Here is a 15,675-nt window from a genome sequence, read left to right as displayed (position 1 = left end):
AAATAAAAACTTCTTATTCTTAATTGTTTTTCAATCAAAGTTAAGAAAGAGTTAATTTTTTTTTAACGCTTTGTTAACTATTTCAGTCCAGTCCAACTCTAACCTTATTTTTAAGGGCTGAATGTTTTTTTTAACATTTTTGGGAAATTTAACCAAGTCTTTTTCAGTAGTAATGAGTTGCGCTTGTTGAATTTTTGCTTTTTCTAAAAGCACTTCGATTTCTTGGCATGTATAAACATGATGATCAGGGAATGAAAGTCGTTCAATAACATTAAATCTCATTTTATCTAAAAAGTTAAAAAATTTATCTGGATAACCAATCCCAGCAAAAGCAATATAAGAAGAAAATTCTGGCTGTTGATCTGTCACCGTTTGTCCAATCACACACCGGTCTGAATCTGCCCAAATTGGTTGTTCTTCAAAATTCAACAAAACCATAATGTCCAAACGTTTTAGGCCTTTTGAAAAATTTTCACGTAGAGGGCCAGCCGGAAATGTACAAATATTGTTCATGGGGATACTCCCATCGAAAACACCGATTTTAATGTCCTGATATAGACTTGGGTTTTGCAACCCATCATCCATCACAAGAATGGTTGCTCCGGCCTTTATAGCTCGTTGTCCTGAGGCATAGCGATTTCCACCAACCCACGTTGGAGCATATGAAGCTAGTAAAATCGGTTCATCCCCAACATCATCAGCCGTGTGCTTTTTTAGATCTACTTGAACGGATTGCCAGCCTTTTCCACCATATCCGCGGGTTAGAATGTGAGGCACATGTCCCTGTTGCTTCAAAGCTTGGACAAGACCAATAACAACAGGCGTTTTACCTGATCCCCCCAATGTCAGATTTCCAACACACAAAACAGGAACACCCAGCTTGGGTTGAGATTTCTTTAACCGACACCAAACCATCACCCCATAAATCCAACCAAAAGGGGATAAAAGGAGACTTAGGATAGATTTTTTATACCAAAACTTTGGCGCTTTCATCATGAAACAGCCTCAACGACTTCCTGTATCAAAATTTCTAATCCGCGTTTTTGAGAGGCTAAGACCTGTTGGCCAAATGCCTTTTTGGTTTCAACTAAAGTGGAGTCACCATATAACGACAATAATGCCTTTGACAACTCAGCCTGCGTTGTCACTGCTGTCAAAGCTGAAGCTAAAATCTGATTAGTGTCCGTAAAGTTAAAGGTATGTTTTCCCTGAACAACAATGCACCCTAAATTATAAGGCTCAATGGGATTATGCCCGCCAATAGCTTCAAAAGATCCCCCTAAGACACAAACAGGAGCCAAGGAATAAACCAACCCCAAATCACCAATCGTATCAATCAACCAAACATCCGTTTTTTGAGAGGGGATCTCACGAAGCGAACGCCTAGCAACGCTCATCCTCTGATCAGCTAAAATCCCCAATACCGTCTCAGCTCGATCGGGATGTCGAGGTGCGAGAATCACCAGAAGCTTTGGGTGTTCTTTTCTCAAAATGTGGATACTTTCTAAAATAAACGACTCTTCACCTGCGTGCGTACTGACAACGGCAATAATCGGACGTTTAAGAGATTTTTTTAGAGCCGTAACCTCTTGAATCTCAAAGGGGAGAGGGTCAGTTGTGTATTTCAAATTAACAGAAAGTTCAGCCTGATTTGCCCCCAAATCTTTTAAACGCTCTAGGGTTTCAGAAGTAGGCGTAAAAATCTTATCAAAGGATGACATGAGCGATGAAAATGTCCCTTTTAAATACCACCAACGACGATAACTCTTAGGAGATAACCGTGCGTTCACCAACCAACACGATAAATTTCGTTGTTTTATTGCTGAGAGCATATTTGGCCAAAGCTCAGATTCCAGAATTATGACATGATTAGGTTGCCAATGATCCAAAAACCGAGCCATCCAATTTGGCACATCTAACGGGATATATTGGTGAATCACAGATTTAGGCAATCGTTGTGCCATCAAACGTGCTGACGTTACAGTCCCTGTTGTTAACAGAATTTTGATCTTAGGGTGTTGGTCTGTTAAATCCTGAATAAGCTTTAAAACAGAGATAGACTCTCCCACACTCGCTGCATGAATCCAAACCAATTTTCCCTTAGGACGTGGCAAAGAGGCACCGCCAAAACGCTCATACAACCTTGCAGGGTCTTCTTTCCCACGCGCAAGTCGTCGCCGCAAATGGATCTTCAAAAAGGGTGCTGTTAGAATCACTAACCACTGATATAATCTAAGCATTTGGGTTACCCCTCATCCGCCTTTCAGGCGACCTGTCTCCCAAAGCCTTGGCGTCGGGAGGCGTCTCCCGCAAAGGGAGAGTTGAAAATTAAAGTTGTTCCACACGGAATTAAAGAGCTAATCATAAGATTCATGACTCTGTTAGAGAGTCAAAGGGAGTGACTTAATCCAATTTTGTTTGTAAAACAGCCTCAAGTTCACGCCATTCTCGAATGCCCATTTTAGATTCTTCACGCGTCATTTTTTTACCATTTAAAAGAGAGCGCACAACATCCAACCCCTTGGCGGATAAATGAGCAGACCCCACCCGGTAATCTGTAAAGGCTTGATAGGTGATTGGAACCCATTTTTTGAGAACGTCTAACATGGCTTCGGCATAAACGCGAATTTCGTACTGAGCATGGGAGTCCGCGCGTAGCGACAAAAAATGCATCAGATTATGCAAGTCAATCTTCCAATACCATTGGGTATAAAAATTGACGGGCAGATTCATACGAGCCAATTCACGAGCCAAGCCATCTTCGTTTTCGTCAATTTTTTCACCGGTTTCGGTTTCATTAAGCATCACTTGATAATGGTCATAAGCTCGGCAAGCATCTTCTTTTAGCAACTGCATAACACGTGCCGCTCTTTCCCCATCCAAAACATCTCCTCGACCTTGATTATTAACTTTAGACTGGGATGCCAAATGTTCCGGTTGCGGAATATAAAATTCTTTATCAAGGATAGAATACCGTGCCGAATATTCATTCACATTGGCGGTACGATGACGAATCCACTGGCGCGCAACAAAGATTGGTAATTTAATATGGAATTTAATTTCGCACATTTCAAACGGCGTAGAATGGCGATGACGCATCAAATAATTGATCAAACCTTGATCTTCTGAGATTTTCTTGGTGCCTTTACCATAGGAAACACGAGCAGCTTGAACAATCGCGGAGTCATCTCCCATATAGTCAATCACACGAATAAAACCGTGATCCAGCAATGGAATCGCATCAAAGAGTATTTCTTCTAACGCCGGTACAGTTGCCCGTCGTGTTTGGTGCATTTCCTTTTGTTGATTGAGGATTTCTTGAGTTTGCAGAGCATTCAATGACATAACATTCCACCTTGTATCAATTTCATTACTTAATAGACTACATGCTCGTACAAATTTATGCCACTAGAAATCTTGAAGATTCCACACATAATCCCTATACTATCAAAGAATAATATTAGGAAGTGAGTTACTCCATGCGCGTTACCATCGTTGGATCCGGATATGTTGGTCTTGTGACCGGGGCTTGTTTTGCTGAATTTGGCCACACAATTACGTGTGTTGATAAGGATCAAGCAAAACTAGCAAAGCTTAAGCAAGGATTATCCCCAATTTACGAACCGGGGTTAGACTCACTTTTAGCCCAAGGCCTCAAGTCTGGCCGTTTGTCTTTCACAGATAATCTCAAAGAAGCTATGGTTGGTGCAGATGCGATCTTTTTAGCTGTTGGGACACCAACCTCAGAGCATAGTGGCGAAGCCGATTTATCCTACGTTTTTGCCGCCGCAGAAGAAATTGCCCGCAACATTACAGATTATGTTGTTGTGGTGACAAAGTCGACCGTCCCCGTTGGAACCGCCCGAAAAATTCACTCCATTATCCAAAAAACCAATCCATCCGCCAAATTTGATGTTGCTTCTAATCCGGAATTTTTACGCGAAGGTGCTGCTATTAACGATTTCATGCGCCCGGATCGTGTTGTCATCGGTACAGAATCCGAAGCTGCCCGCAGCATTTTAAAACAACTTTATCGTCCCCTATACCTGATTGAAACACCGATCGTTTTCACAGGCATTGAAACAGCTGAAATTATTAAATATGCAGCTAACGCCTTTTTGGCCACTAAGATTGCTTTTATTAACGAAATGGCAAATTTATGTGAAGCCGCAGGAGCAGATGTTCAAGATGTTGCCAAAGCCATTGGTCTTGACGGTCGTATTGGGCGTAAATTCCTCCATGCTGGACCTGGTTATGGTGGATCTTGCTTCCCCAAGGACACGAAAGCTCTTGCTCATACAGCCCAACACCTTAAGGTCCCAAGCCGTATTGTTGAAGCTGTGATTGAATCGAACGACCAGCGTAAACTTCACATGGCATCTCGCGTTATTGAAGCTGTTGGCGGATCTGGGTCAGGTAAAACCATTGGTATTCTCGGATTAACATTTAAACCAAATACAGATGATATGCGTGACGCCCCAAGCTTGACAGTCATACCAGAACTGCAACGCCTTGGTGCCAAGATCAAAGCTTATGATCCAGTTGGTATGGATCATGCAAAACAGATGTTTTCAAATGTTGACTTTTGCTCGTCCTCAACAGAGGCCGTCACCGGGTGTGACGCCATTGTGATTCTAACAGAATGGAATGAATTCAGAGCCCTTGATCTAAAGCACCTTAGGACAATCGTTAAGTCACCCGTATTAGTTGATCTGCGCAATATTTATAAGCCAGATGAAGTGATCACTTCTGGTTTTGACTATATTTCCGTTGGACGCCCAACCTATAAATCCTTAATGAAACAAGTGGCTTAGCCCTTGATTTTAGGGTCAAGTGTGCCAATACTGTAAGTAATATGAATGCATTTAAGGGCGAGGCTGCGCAAACGTACATACAGTGTGCGCGCAAAGCCGATGTTCCGCAAAATTCGCTGTAGGACTTATTTATCATGATTGGTACAATTGAAAGGCATGCTTTATGATTAAAATCCTGTCACTTATTGCTCTGCTAATCATTCCCCAGATTTCTTATGCTGTGATTGAGTTCAAACAAGGATCAGTTATTGTTGATGATGAAATTGAAGAATTGCTCAGTGATTGGATTACGAGTCTCTTTAAAGTCGCAGGCTTAAAAGACCACAAACCCAAAATTTACCTTGTCGTCAATCCAGAAATTAACGCCGCCGCCACTGTTGGTGGCGTTATTATGATCCAATCCGGTCTCATTGCAAAATGTGAAAATGCGAGCCAACTCTTAGGCGTTTTGGCTCACGAAGTTGGGCATATTGCAGGTGGGCACGTCTCAAGAATAGACCAAGCTGCAACCGAAGCATTAATTCCTGCCGGAGCGGCCCTAATCTTAGGCGGAGCCCTCGCCCTTGCAACCGGCAATCCATCCCTCTTAGCTGCCGGTATTTATGGCGGAGGGCATGTCTTTGAACGCGGTATGTTGAAATTTAGCCGAACTCAAGAATCATCGGCCGACCAAGCAGCCATGAAATACCTTGATCAATTGGGCTGGGGCGTCACAGGAATGCGTGATTTCTTTAAAATTATTGATGAAAAGATGGCTTTATACGCCCAACAACTTAGTCCCTATGCCATGTCCCACCCGATGACGTCAGAACGAATTAAAGCCGTCGATGATCATGCAAAACTTCACCCCAACCAAACACCGCCCGCTGCGATTGAGGCAAACTTCCAAAGACTTCGCGCCAAAGTTCTTGGTTTCTTTGACGACCCCCGATCATTATTACAAAATTTAGGTCGCAAAAAATTGTCTGCTGAAGGTCAACAATACGCCAAAGCAATTGCTTTATATCGTTTGGGACGGTATCCAGAAGCCTTATCAGAACTCGATAGCTTAATCAAATCCACCAATAGTGGGTGGTATCACGAAATGAAAGGTCAAATTCTGTTCGATACAGGTAAAATCCCCGAATCTATCCAATGCTTAGAGACAGCCTCCAAAAGCCGACCCAAAGCTAAATACCTCAGAGTAATGCTCGCCCATGCAATTCTAGAATCCAAAGATCCGAATCGAGCCATGAAAGCAAAAGCTATATTAATCCCGATTACTCAAAAAGACCCGGATAATGCTTTTGCATTCAGATTGCTTGCCATAGCCGAAGGAAATAGTAACAACCCCGGTCTGGCATCTCTTGCGATAGCCGAAGAAGCCTATGCCAAAGGGGATATCGATCTAACACGATCAAAAGTGACACAAGCAATTAAAGAACTGCGTAAAGGAACCCCCAGTCACCAACGTGCTCTCGATCTCCAACACGAAATGAAGACTGTTGGAAAAGCTCCGATTGCCTAAGTCCTGTTGGTTTTCCGGCAGGAAACAACGAGCAAGGATGGGACATTGTCAGAAAGAATGGCAATATTAAGAGCTCGAGAAACTTAAAACAAGAGGCATTATACAAACTAAAGGCTTATAATAATTCAAATATCAACCATTAGTTGGTATATCAAGAACATTATATTGGAAATTGGTTCAAAGAAATTCTAGTACTCAGAGTCATTGTGAATTAGACTGAAAAAAATTACGTTAGTGGATGGAGCCTAAAATGACTATCACCCTAAGAACCGTCGACCTTGACGATAAATACACTCTAGACTCAGGATATATATTTACCACAGGGACCCAAGCTCTTGTGCGGCTCCCTATGATGCAATGGCGACTGGATCAAAAGAATGGCCTTAATACAGCCGGTTTTATCTCAGGCTACCGTGGGTCTCCCCTCGGCGGATTTGACCAAGCATTGTGGAAAGCAAAACCCTATTTAAAAAACCACCACATTGAATTTCAACCCGGAGTCAACGAAGATTTAGGCGCAACAGCCGTTTGGGGAAGTCAACAAGTTCACCTCTCTCCCCAAGCCAAAGTTCAGGGTGTGTTTGGAATGTGGTATGGTAAAGGTCCCGGCGTTGACCGCACAGGAGACGTTCTCAAACACGCTAACTTTGCCGGAACCTCAGCTTTTGGTGGTGTCTTAGCCTTGGCCGGTGATGACCATGCCTGTAAATCATCGACACTCCCCCATCAAAGCGAATACGCTTTTGTTGACGCCTTTATCCCAACGATTCATCCGGCAACAGTCCAAGATGTTTTGGATCTTGGTCTCTATGGCTGGGCTTTGTCTCGTTATGCAGGCGTATGGGTCGGCTTTAAAATGCTGTCCGATACGGTTGACACAGCTGCATCCGTTGCTGTTGATTTAGGCCGCATTAATATTCGTTTACCCCAAGACTTTGACATGCCACAGGGTGGCCTTAGCTTACGCTGGCCTGATATCCCGGTAGAGCAAGAGCGCCGTATGCACGACTTCAAAATGAAAGCCATCCCGGCATTCGTTCGCGCCAATGGTCTAGATCTGAAAATCTGGAATTATCCGCGAGCCCGTATTGGATTAGTTGCTGTTGGAAAAGGGTATCTAGAACTGCGTCAAGCCTTAGCAGATTTAGGCATCGATGAAGCAGCAGCTCAACTTCTGGGGATCAACTTATACAAAGTTGTTGTCTCATGGCCTCTTGAACCACAAGGCATTCTTGAGTTCTGTCGCGGGCTAGACCATGTTATCGTTGTCGAAGAAAAACGCCCCCTCATCGAAAATCAGCTCAAAGAGTTGTTATACAATCTCCCTGCCGACCAGCGTCCGCAGATTTTTGGAAAGACGGATCAAAACAATCACCCTCTTTTGCCATCTGTTTATGAATTAAACAGTCAAAAAATTGCGGCAGGCTTAGCACAAGTATGGCGACAAGTACCAGGATTTGAGCCGTATCAAGATCGTTTTACCCGTGCAATTGACGTTGAAACCCAAAAGGCAACCTTTGAGGCAAAATTATTGCGCCTTCCTTACTATTGTTCTGGCTGCCCCCACAATACCTCAACAACACAACTGCCAGAAGGAAGTCGCGCGGTTGCCGGGATTGGCTGCCACTATATGGCCACATGGATTGACCATCGCACCACCACTTTTACCCAAATGGGTGGGGAAGGGGTTCCGTGGATCGGAGCAGCCCCCTTCACCAATGAAAACCATATTTTTGCCAATTTAGGTGACGGAACCTATTACCACTCAGGCCTTCTTGCGATCCGAGCCGCTGTTGCTTCTGGCGTTAACATCACCTATAAGATTTTGTATAATGATGCTGTTGCTATGACGGGTGGTCAGCCCGTTGATGGTCCGTTATCTGTGGGTGATATTACCCAGCAATTATACGCAGAACGGGTTCGTCGCATTGCAATCGTCACAGATCAGCCCGATAAATATCCAAAAGACGCTAATTTTGCACCGGGTGTGACTGTCAATCATCGACATGACCTGCAAAAAATTCAAGAAGAACTCAAAGAGACCCCAGGGACAACAGCCCTGATTTATGATCAAACCTGTGCCGCTGAAAAGCGTCGTCGTCGCAAGCGGGGTCTCATGGACGATCCCAACCGCCGTATCTTTATTAATGAATCCGTCTGCGAAGGATGTGGTGATTGTAGTAAAAAATCCAACTGTTTATCGGTAACCCCCTTAGAAACAGAATGGGGGCGCAAACGCACCATAGACCAATCCACCTGTAATAAGGATTTTTCCTGTGTGAATGGATTCTGCCCAAGTTTTGTCTCAGTGATCGACGGGAAAATCAGGAAACCAGAAGCCGCCACCTCCCCCGCAGCTCTATTCGAGACACTTCCAGCCCCTTCATCCAAAGAATTAGGTGAAATCCCTTATAATATCTTTATCACCGGCGTTGGGGGAACAGGGGTTACAACCATCGGTGCTTTACTTGGGATGGCTGCTCACCTTGAAGGAAAAGGCTGCTCGATTGTTGATATGGCTGGTCTTGCCCAAAAAGGCGGAGCCGTTGTCAGCCACTTAAAAATCGCAAAATCTCCGGACAAAATCCACGCCACCCGTGTTGCCAGTCGCGGGGCTGATTTACTCTTAGGTTTTGATATTGTTGTCACGGCAGGTCAAGAGGGACTGGATAAAATCACCCACGGAAAAACCAAAGTATTAGTGAATTCACACCAAACGATCACCGGTCATTTTACCAAAAACCCTGATTATGTCTTCCCTGAAACAGCGATGGAAAATGACATTAAATCAGTTGCAGGCGGTGCAAATGTTGAGTTTATCGAAGCTCAGGATCTCGCCACAAACCTGATGGGTGATTCGATCATGACAAACTTATTCATGGTTGGTTATGCGACACAAAAAGGACTCATTCCATTATCATCCGAGTCCATCATTGAAGCAATTCGTTTAAATGGTGTCTCGGTTGCGGATAATATTTTAGCTTTTAACTGGGGGCGCTTGGCTGCCGTGGATATACTGAGCGTTCAAGGTTTTGCTCACAAAGATAAACCAGTTGATCCGGATCACCGCCTGAGTGAATCCTTAGGGGAACTTATTGAGCGCCGAACACGATTCCTAGAGGACTATCAAAACCGATCCTATGCCGACACCTATCACACAGCTCTAGAAAAAGTCAGAGCGCGTGAAATTGATTTGGGAACAGAAAAATTAACCCGCGTTATTGCCCAAACTCTCTATCGACTCATGGCCTACAAAGATGAGTATGAAGTTGCGCGTCTTTATACAAACGGAGATTTTCAACGTCGCCTAGCTCAGCAATTTGATGGCCCCGTGAAACTAAAATTCCATTTAGCTCCACCGCTCCTGGCTCGCCGTAATGAAAAAGGTGAACTTCAGAAAATGACGTTTGGGGGCTGGATTATGCCTGTCTTTAAAATCTTGGCTCGCTTGAAATTTTTACGAGGAACAGCATTGGACATTTTTGGTTATACAGCTGAACGTAAAATGGAGCGTCAATGGGTCAAAGATTATCTTGCTGCTATTGAGTCAATCTTACCAACAGTCACACCTGATAATCTTGATGAGATTTGCACGTTTATGGCCCTTCCACAACAGATCCGCGGTTATGGTCACGTCAAAGAAGCAGCTCACCATCGTGTTCAAAAAGATTGGGTGTCTCGCCAATAGTATTATTATATAGTTGTTTCATTTGAGTTTGGAAGCAGGAACAAAAAGCAACGATGTGACGAATTTCCAAGCTCAATAAGGTCAAATGGAATAACTATAAGAATCACTTTTTTCGTTGTAGGAGGTGATTCTTATAAGGTAAAGCCCCGATTACGGGGCTTTTTATTTACGAATTCATGGACTGGAAAAAATCCTGATTGGTTTTGCTATATTTAAGTTTATCGACTAGGAATTCCATAGCTTCAATTGTCCCCATTGGGTTCAAAATACGGCGCAAGACCCACATTTTAGTTAGCTCGGCTTTTTCTGTGACCAACAATTCTTCTTTACGGGTACCGGACTTGTTAATATCAATTGCCGGGAAGACGCGTTTGTCAGAAAGTTTACGGTCCATAACGATTTCAGCATTACCCGTACCCTTGAATTCCTCGAAAATAACTTCATCCATACGGGAACCGGTTTCAATCAAAGCTGTTGCGATAATGGTCAAAGATCCACCCTCCTCAATGTTACGAGCAGCACCAAAAAAGCGTTTAGGACGCTGTAGAGCGTTTGCATCGACACCGCCGGTCAGAACCTTACCCGAAGACGGAACAACCGTGTTGTAGGCCCGCGCAAGACGTGTAATCGAGTCGAGCAAAATTACAACATCGCGTTTTTGTTCCACCAGACGTTTTGCCTTTTCAATAACCATCTCAGCAACCTGTACGTGGCGTGCCGCTGGTTCATCAAAAGTTGAAGACACAACTTCGCCTTTAACAGACCGCGCCATGTCCGTGACTTCTTCTGGACGTTCATCAATCAACAGAACAATCAAGTATACTTCTGGGTGATTCGATGTAATAGCATGCGCAATATTCTGCAACATCACAGTCTTACCAGTACGAGGCGGGGCAACAACAAGAGCACGCTGACCTTTTCCAAGGGGAGCAACTAAATCAATCACCCGTTGGGATAAATCATTGTTGTTTCCAGATTTTGTTGGAACTTCAACTTCAAGACGAAGCCGTTCATCGGGATACAGCGGGGTCAAGTTATCAAAGTTGATGCGATATTTTAGGTTTTCCGGCTCATCAAAGTTCACTTTATTGACTTTGTGCAAAGCGAAATAACGTTCCCCTTCCTTAGGAGCGCGAATTTGACCTTCGATGGTATCTCCTGTACGCAGGCCATAACGACGAACTTGGCTTGGCGAGACATAAATATCATCAGGACCAGGCAAATAGTTTGCTTCAGGAGAGCGCAAAAAGCCAAAACCATCCTGCAAAATTTCAACGACACCGTCCCCGAAAATAGCAACATCTTTTTCAGCTAGCTTTTTTAAGATGGCAAAAACCAGGTCTTGCTTGCGCATAGAGCTGGCATTTTCGATTTCTAATTCTTCGGCCTTAGCCAATAAATCTGCGGGTGATTGACGTTTCAATTCTTGAAGATGCATATAACGGTCCTGTATATGGGATTAACTAAACGGTTTAACGATCACACTGATGACAATCACAATTAATAACAGTGTTGGAACTTCGTTGACCATTCGATAAAAACGTTCGGTTCGCTTAGTCTCACCGCGTTCGAATTCAAAATGCCATTTTCTTAAGGAGAAATGAAAAACCAACAATAGAAGGATAGAAAGTAGTTTAATGTGAAGCCATGGTGTAGACCACGTATCTAAGATACTGGCAAGTATTACGCCAGTTGTCAAGGAAAAAATCATAGATGGCTGCATAATGAACCGATACAGCTTATCCTGCATAATCAAAAATGTTGTTCGAGTTTCAGGTGTTGTCTGGGGTTGCGAGTGGTAAACAAACAACCTTGGCAAATAAAATAACCCCGCCATCCAAGCAATCACAGAAACAACATGAAATGATTTTAGCCACAGATAATAAGGGATTAAGGCATCTAACATGATCGGCACCCGCATTTCGTAAACTTCGCAGGACACAAAGATTGATTACAACTCGACTGAGTGGCAAGACGCGCTTGGACTAAATCTGCAAGCCCTGCAATAAAATCAGGATGATCCGCAACCGTTGAAACCCTGCCGTAATAGGGTAACCCGAGCTCCTGTGCTCGATCCCGATAGTCCATATCCAACTCAACAAGGGTTTCTGAGTGCTCAGAGACAAAGGAAATCGGTATAACAACCACGCCCAGCCCCTCGTTGTGGGCTCGGACAATTTCATCCTCAATATTAGGCTCCAACCATTTAAGGGGGCCAACTCGACTTTGATAGCAAATTACATGATCATAGGGTTGTTTTGCCACAACCGCAGCAACCGTTTGTTCTACCTGCCATTGATACGGATCGCCTCGATCAACCAATTTTTGCGGAATACCATGCGCAGAAAATAACAAGCGAACAGGCACACCGTGAGGTATTTTTTCTAACTCAACCTGAATTAGTTTCTGGTACGCCTTAATAAATCCCGATTGAGCGAAATAACAGCCCTGCAAAAAAGCTTTATTCCCCAAGCCATCTTGCCAAGCTTTTATACTCGAAGCCGTCGTTGTCGTTGAAAACTGAGGGTACAATGGTAGCAAAACAACCTGATCAGCCTTCCAAGCTTGAACAGCCTGAATGCAATCAGGTGTTAGGGGATGCCAATACCGCATAGCAATAAAAACTTTGATATTAAGATCAGGAAGTCTATCCTTAAGGACGATCTCTAACGCTCGGGCCTGAACCTCAGTATTTTCCAGTAGAGGTGATTTTCCTCCTAGTTTTTCATAAATCCCCGTGGCTTTTTCAGCACGACGACTTGAGATAAACTTAGCAAGCAATGCTCTAAAGGGGTTGGGCAAACCGATAATCGCAGGATCAGAAAACAAGTTCTGCAAAAAAGGTTGAACAGCCTCCAGTGAATCTGGACCACCTAAATTCATTAGGACAACAGCTAAGCGCGTCATGCAGCCCTCACAAGCTCACAAACACGTTCGACATGAGCAATCGGCGTTTGTGGAAGAATCCCATGTCCCAAGTTAAAAATCATGGGTCGATCACGACAAATTTCTAAGATTCCCGAGATTTCTTGGTCAAGGGCAATGCCCCCTTTAATGAGAGTCTGAGGACTTAAATTGCCTTGAAAAACAACATGTTTAGGCAAATCCTTGTGAAGTTTACTTAAGTTTGCGTCCTGATCAATCCCAAGAGCAATCGGCAACTGACGTTGACAGAATGCTTCATAACTATCACTGATGCCACGTCCAAAATAAATGATCGGCACGGGACGACCTATTTCAGTGTTAATCTGATTAACGATTTTAGCAAGAGGATCAAACAACACACTATCGCGATGGGATTCTGGAACAATGCTTGCCCAGGAGTCAAAAAGCTGTACAGCATCAGCACCTGCTTTTATTTGATTAATCAGATGCCGAGCAATTGCAGTTGTTAGGATGTTAATCAATGGTTTTAGGTCTGATGGATTCTGAAGAGCTAATCTACTTTTGGAGTGATCATGACCTTTTCCTTGATCCAACATATACGTTGCAATTGTCCATGGGGTTCCTGCAAATCCTAACAAGTCTTTTCCGGAATCTAAGTGATGACGTGTTTGGCGAAGGGCTTGATAAACAGGGGCTAATCCTTGATCAAAATGATGCCAGTCTTGAAATTGGCAAATAGAATCCCACATTAACGGATCTAGAATCGGTCCGTGATTTGTTTGAAATTCTACCTTTTGCCCTAATGCTTGGGGGATAACAAGGATATCACTAAAAATAATAGCTGCATCATAATCGAACCGTCGAATGGGTTGAAGCGTTACTTCTGTAGCAAGATCAGGGGTAAAGCAAAGATTCCAAAAGGATCCTGCTTTTTGACGAACCATCAAATATTCCGGTAAATACCGTCCGGCTTGACGCATCATCCAAAGGGCGGGTCGGTCAACGGGATTTCCGCTCAGGGTTTTTAAAAGTCTATTCTGCATATCAATAATATATATATATAATAAAATAGTTGTAGTTGTGGATCCCTGTGAATCCTGTGGATACAATTGAACCAACAGGTTTTCCCCAGAAAAAACTTATCCACATATCTGGTAGTTCCTACCCTAGCTCAAATATAATAAAAAGCAAAGATATCCGCGACATTATGGTTCATAAAACGTGTGGATAACTTTGTGAGTGTTGGGGATATCTTTTTAGAGTTATCCCCAGCTGTGGATAACTTGTTGTGTCCGTGGAAAAAGGGTTTCGTAATATCTTGAAAACTGCCATAGTTATACACAGGTTATTTTATCTGTGGGTAAAGCATACCTTTACTCACAAGCTTAATTGAGAAAATGAGCACATTATGAACAAACTTATCCACAGCCCATTAATTTTAGCATCACAAAGCCACTCCCGAGCACAGATTCTGAGCCAGATCGGACTTGAGTTTAAAGGAGTTCCGTCAGGGGTGGATGAGGATATCCTTAAAAAGCAAGGCCAAGAGATGTCGTGGTCTATGGATAGAATTGCTCTAGAATTAGCTCGTGCCAAGGCAAAAGTGGTAAGTGATCAGCATCCGGATGCTCTTGTTATTGGGGCGGATCAGATTATGGGGTGTGAGGGGCAAGCTTTTGATAAGGCCAAAGACCTGACTGAGGCGGCGGATCAGCTTGGTTTTATCAGTGGAAAATCGCACTATCTTTATACAGCGTGTGTCTTATTTCAAGATGGGCAAGAGGTTTGGTCACATGTGAATATTCCGGCTTTGAAAGTAAGATCGTTGTCTGAAGAATTTATTCAGGATTATGTCCAAAAACTTGGTGATGACATCCTTCGATGTGTCGGGTGTTATCAGATTGAGGGGCGCGGCGCTCAATTATTTGAGTCAATTGATGGGGATATATTTACCATTATGGGGCTGCCTTTATTTCCATTGCTCCAAGAACTTCGCAGGCTGGGAATGATTTTAACATGAGATTAGGACTTCTTGGTCATCGTATTTCCTATTCACGATCCCCTGAGATCCATCAAGGGTGGATGAAACGTTATCATCTAAAGGGGTCATATGAAATTTATGATTGCCTGGAGGATTCTTTAGCGGAGTCTTTCGCACGGTTTGACGGTTGTAATGTTACAACCCCATTTAAGACAAAAATAAAACCGTTTATTGATGGTATGACGCCTCTTGCAGAACAGATCGGCGCGGTTAATACAATCTATAGGGAGCAGGGCCTATGGATAGGCGATAATACAGATGCCATAGCTTTGCTTGAGATGATTCCCGAGACGATCAAAAGAATCATTGTTTTAGGTCATGGCGGGGCTGCAAAAGCTGTTAAGGTTGTCGGTGAATCACGGGGGCAAGAGGTCGTTTGTATCCCGCGAGAGCAATGGTATGATCGACACAGATTAATGGACACAGCTGATATGCTTATTAATGCAACGCCGATTGGATTGCAAGGTAAGGGCTGTCCTGTTGATGTCTTACCGAATAAGAATCTATTGATTATGGACATGGTTTATGAACCAGAAAAAACACCCCTTCTTTGCTTGGCGTATGATCGCGGATACAAAACGTTAGGTGGGTTAGAAATGCTGTATCGACAGGCACGACACAGTTTTCACAGATGGTGGGGGGTTTTGCCGGATCTTGAGTTTGCCCGCAGTTAAGATTAAGGCACTAGAATAAATCTCAAATCAATATGTTGTGATACTGTTATTTGTTCCCTAAAAGC

General features: G+C 43.5%; 12 protein-coding genes. 5 read left to right on the top strand and 7 right to left on the bottom strand.

Annotated features, from left to right (window positions below; all coding sequences use genetic code 11):
- Positions 1–51: 51 nt before the first annotated feature.
- The 3 genes from lpxK to KF820_04820 form a co-directional block, all read right to left on the bottom strand.
- A complete protein-coding gene (lpxK, locus tag KF820_04830; protein ID MBX3457665.1) occupies positions 52–996 on the bottom strand; it encodes a tetraacyldisaccharide 4'-kinase in 945 nt (314 codons plus the stop codon).
- Positions 993–2,240 (bottom strand): 3-deoxy-D-manno-octulosonic acid transferase, encoded by a 1,248-nt coding sequence (locus KF820_04825; protein MBX3457664.1) that lies wholly within the window; start codon positions 2,238–2,240, stop codon positions 993–995. Before KF820_04825 ends, lpxK begins: the two co-directional genes overlap by 4 nt.
- 163 nt (positions 2,241–2,403) lie before the next feature.
- Positions 2,404–3,345, bottom strand: a complete 942-nt coding sequence (locus tag KF820_04820; GenBank protein MBX3457663.1) for an FAD-dependent thymidylate synthase — start codon at positions 3,343–3,345, stop codon at positions 2,404–2,406.
- Positions 3,346–3,479: 134 nt separating this feature from the next.
- Here KF820_04820 and KF820_04815 point away from each other — a divergent pair, with 134 nt between their 5' ends.
- From KF820_04815 to KF820_04805, 3 genes are all read left to right on the top strand, one after another.
- Complete coding sequence (locus tag KF820_04815) at positions 3,480–4,814, top strand: UDP-glucose/GDP-mannose dehydrogenase family protein (protein MBX3457662.1); 1,335 nt, start codon at positions 3,480–3,482, stop codon at positions 4,812–4,814.
- 163 nt (positions 4,815–4,977) lie between these two features.
- Entirely contained in the window at positions 4,978–6,321 is a 1,344-nt protein-coding gene (locus KF820_04810) for a M48 family metalloprotease (GenBank protein MBX3457661.1), read from the top strand.
- A 250-nt stretch (positions 6,322–6,571) separates the two neighbouring features.
- Complete coding sequence (locus tag KF820_04805; protein MBX3457660.1) at positions 6,572–10,009, top strand: indolepyruvate ferredoxin oxidoreductase family protein; 3,438 nt, start codon at positions 6,572–6,574, stop codon at positions 10,007–10,009.
- Positions 10,010–10,175: 166 nt separating this feature from the next.
- Here the strand turns inward: KF820_04805 and rho are convergent, their stop codons facing one another.
- The 4 genes from rho to hemE are packed head-to-tail and all read right to left on the bottom strand — an operon-like array spanning position 10,176 to position 13,938.
- Entirely contained in the window at positions 10,176–11,447 is a 1,272-nt protein-coding gene (gene rho / locus KF820_04800; protein MBX3457659.1) for a transcription termination factor Rho, read from the bottom strand.
- A gap of 21 nt (positions 11,448–11,468) precedes the next feature.
- Positions 11,469–11,915, bottom strand: coding sequence for a protoporphyrinogen oxidase HemJ (gene hemJ / locus KF820_04795; GenBank protein MBX3457658.1), 447 nt, complete (start codon positions 11,913–11,915; stop codon positions 11,469–11,471).
- Positions 11,909–12,916: a ferrochelatase gene (hemH, locus tag KF820_04790; protein ID MBX3457657.1), complete on the bottom strand. Its 1,008-nt coding sequence runs from the start codon at positions 12,914–12,916 to the stop codon at positions 11,909–11,911. The genes hemJ and hemH overlap by 7 nt, the downstream gene beginning before the upstream one ends.
- Positions 12,913–13,938: a uroporphyrinogen decarboxylase gene (gene hemE / locus KF820_04785; protein MBX3457656.1), complete on the bottom strand. Its 1,026-nt coding sequence runs from the start codon at positions 13,936–13,938 to the stop codon at positions 12,913–12,915. The genes hemH and hemE overlap by 4 nt, the downstream gene beginning before the upstream one ends.
- Before the next feature lie 365 nt (positions 13,939–14,303).
- Between hemE and maf the strand changes: the two genes are divergently transcribed.
- On the top strand, positions 14,304–14,915 hold the full coding sequence (gene maf / locus KF820_04780; GenBank protein MBX3457655.1) for a septum formation protein Maf: 612 nt from the start codon (positions 14,304–14,306) through the stop codon (positions 14,913–14,915).
- A complete protein-coding gene (locus tag KF820_04775; GenBank protein MBX3457654.1) occupies positions 14,912–15,610 on the top strand; it encodes a shikimate dehydrogenase in 699 nt (232 codons plus the stop codon). Before maf ends, KF820_04775 begins: the two co-directional genes overlap by 4 nt.
- Positions 15,611–15,675: the final 65 nt, after the last annotated feature.

This window comes from Candidatus Paracaedibacteraceae bacterium, assembly GCA_019636055.1.
Classification (GTDB): domain Bacteria; phylum Pseudomonadota; class Alphaproteobacteria; order Paracaedibacterales; family Paracaedibacteraceae; genus Paracaedibacter.
The sequence above is the reverse complement of the archived record's forward strand: the minus strand, read 5'-3'. Positions and strand labels throughout refer to the sequence as shown.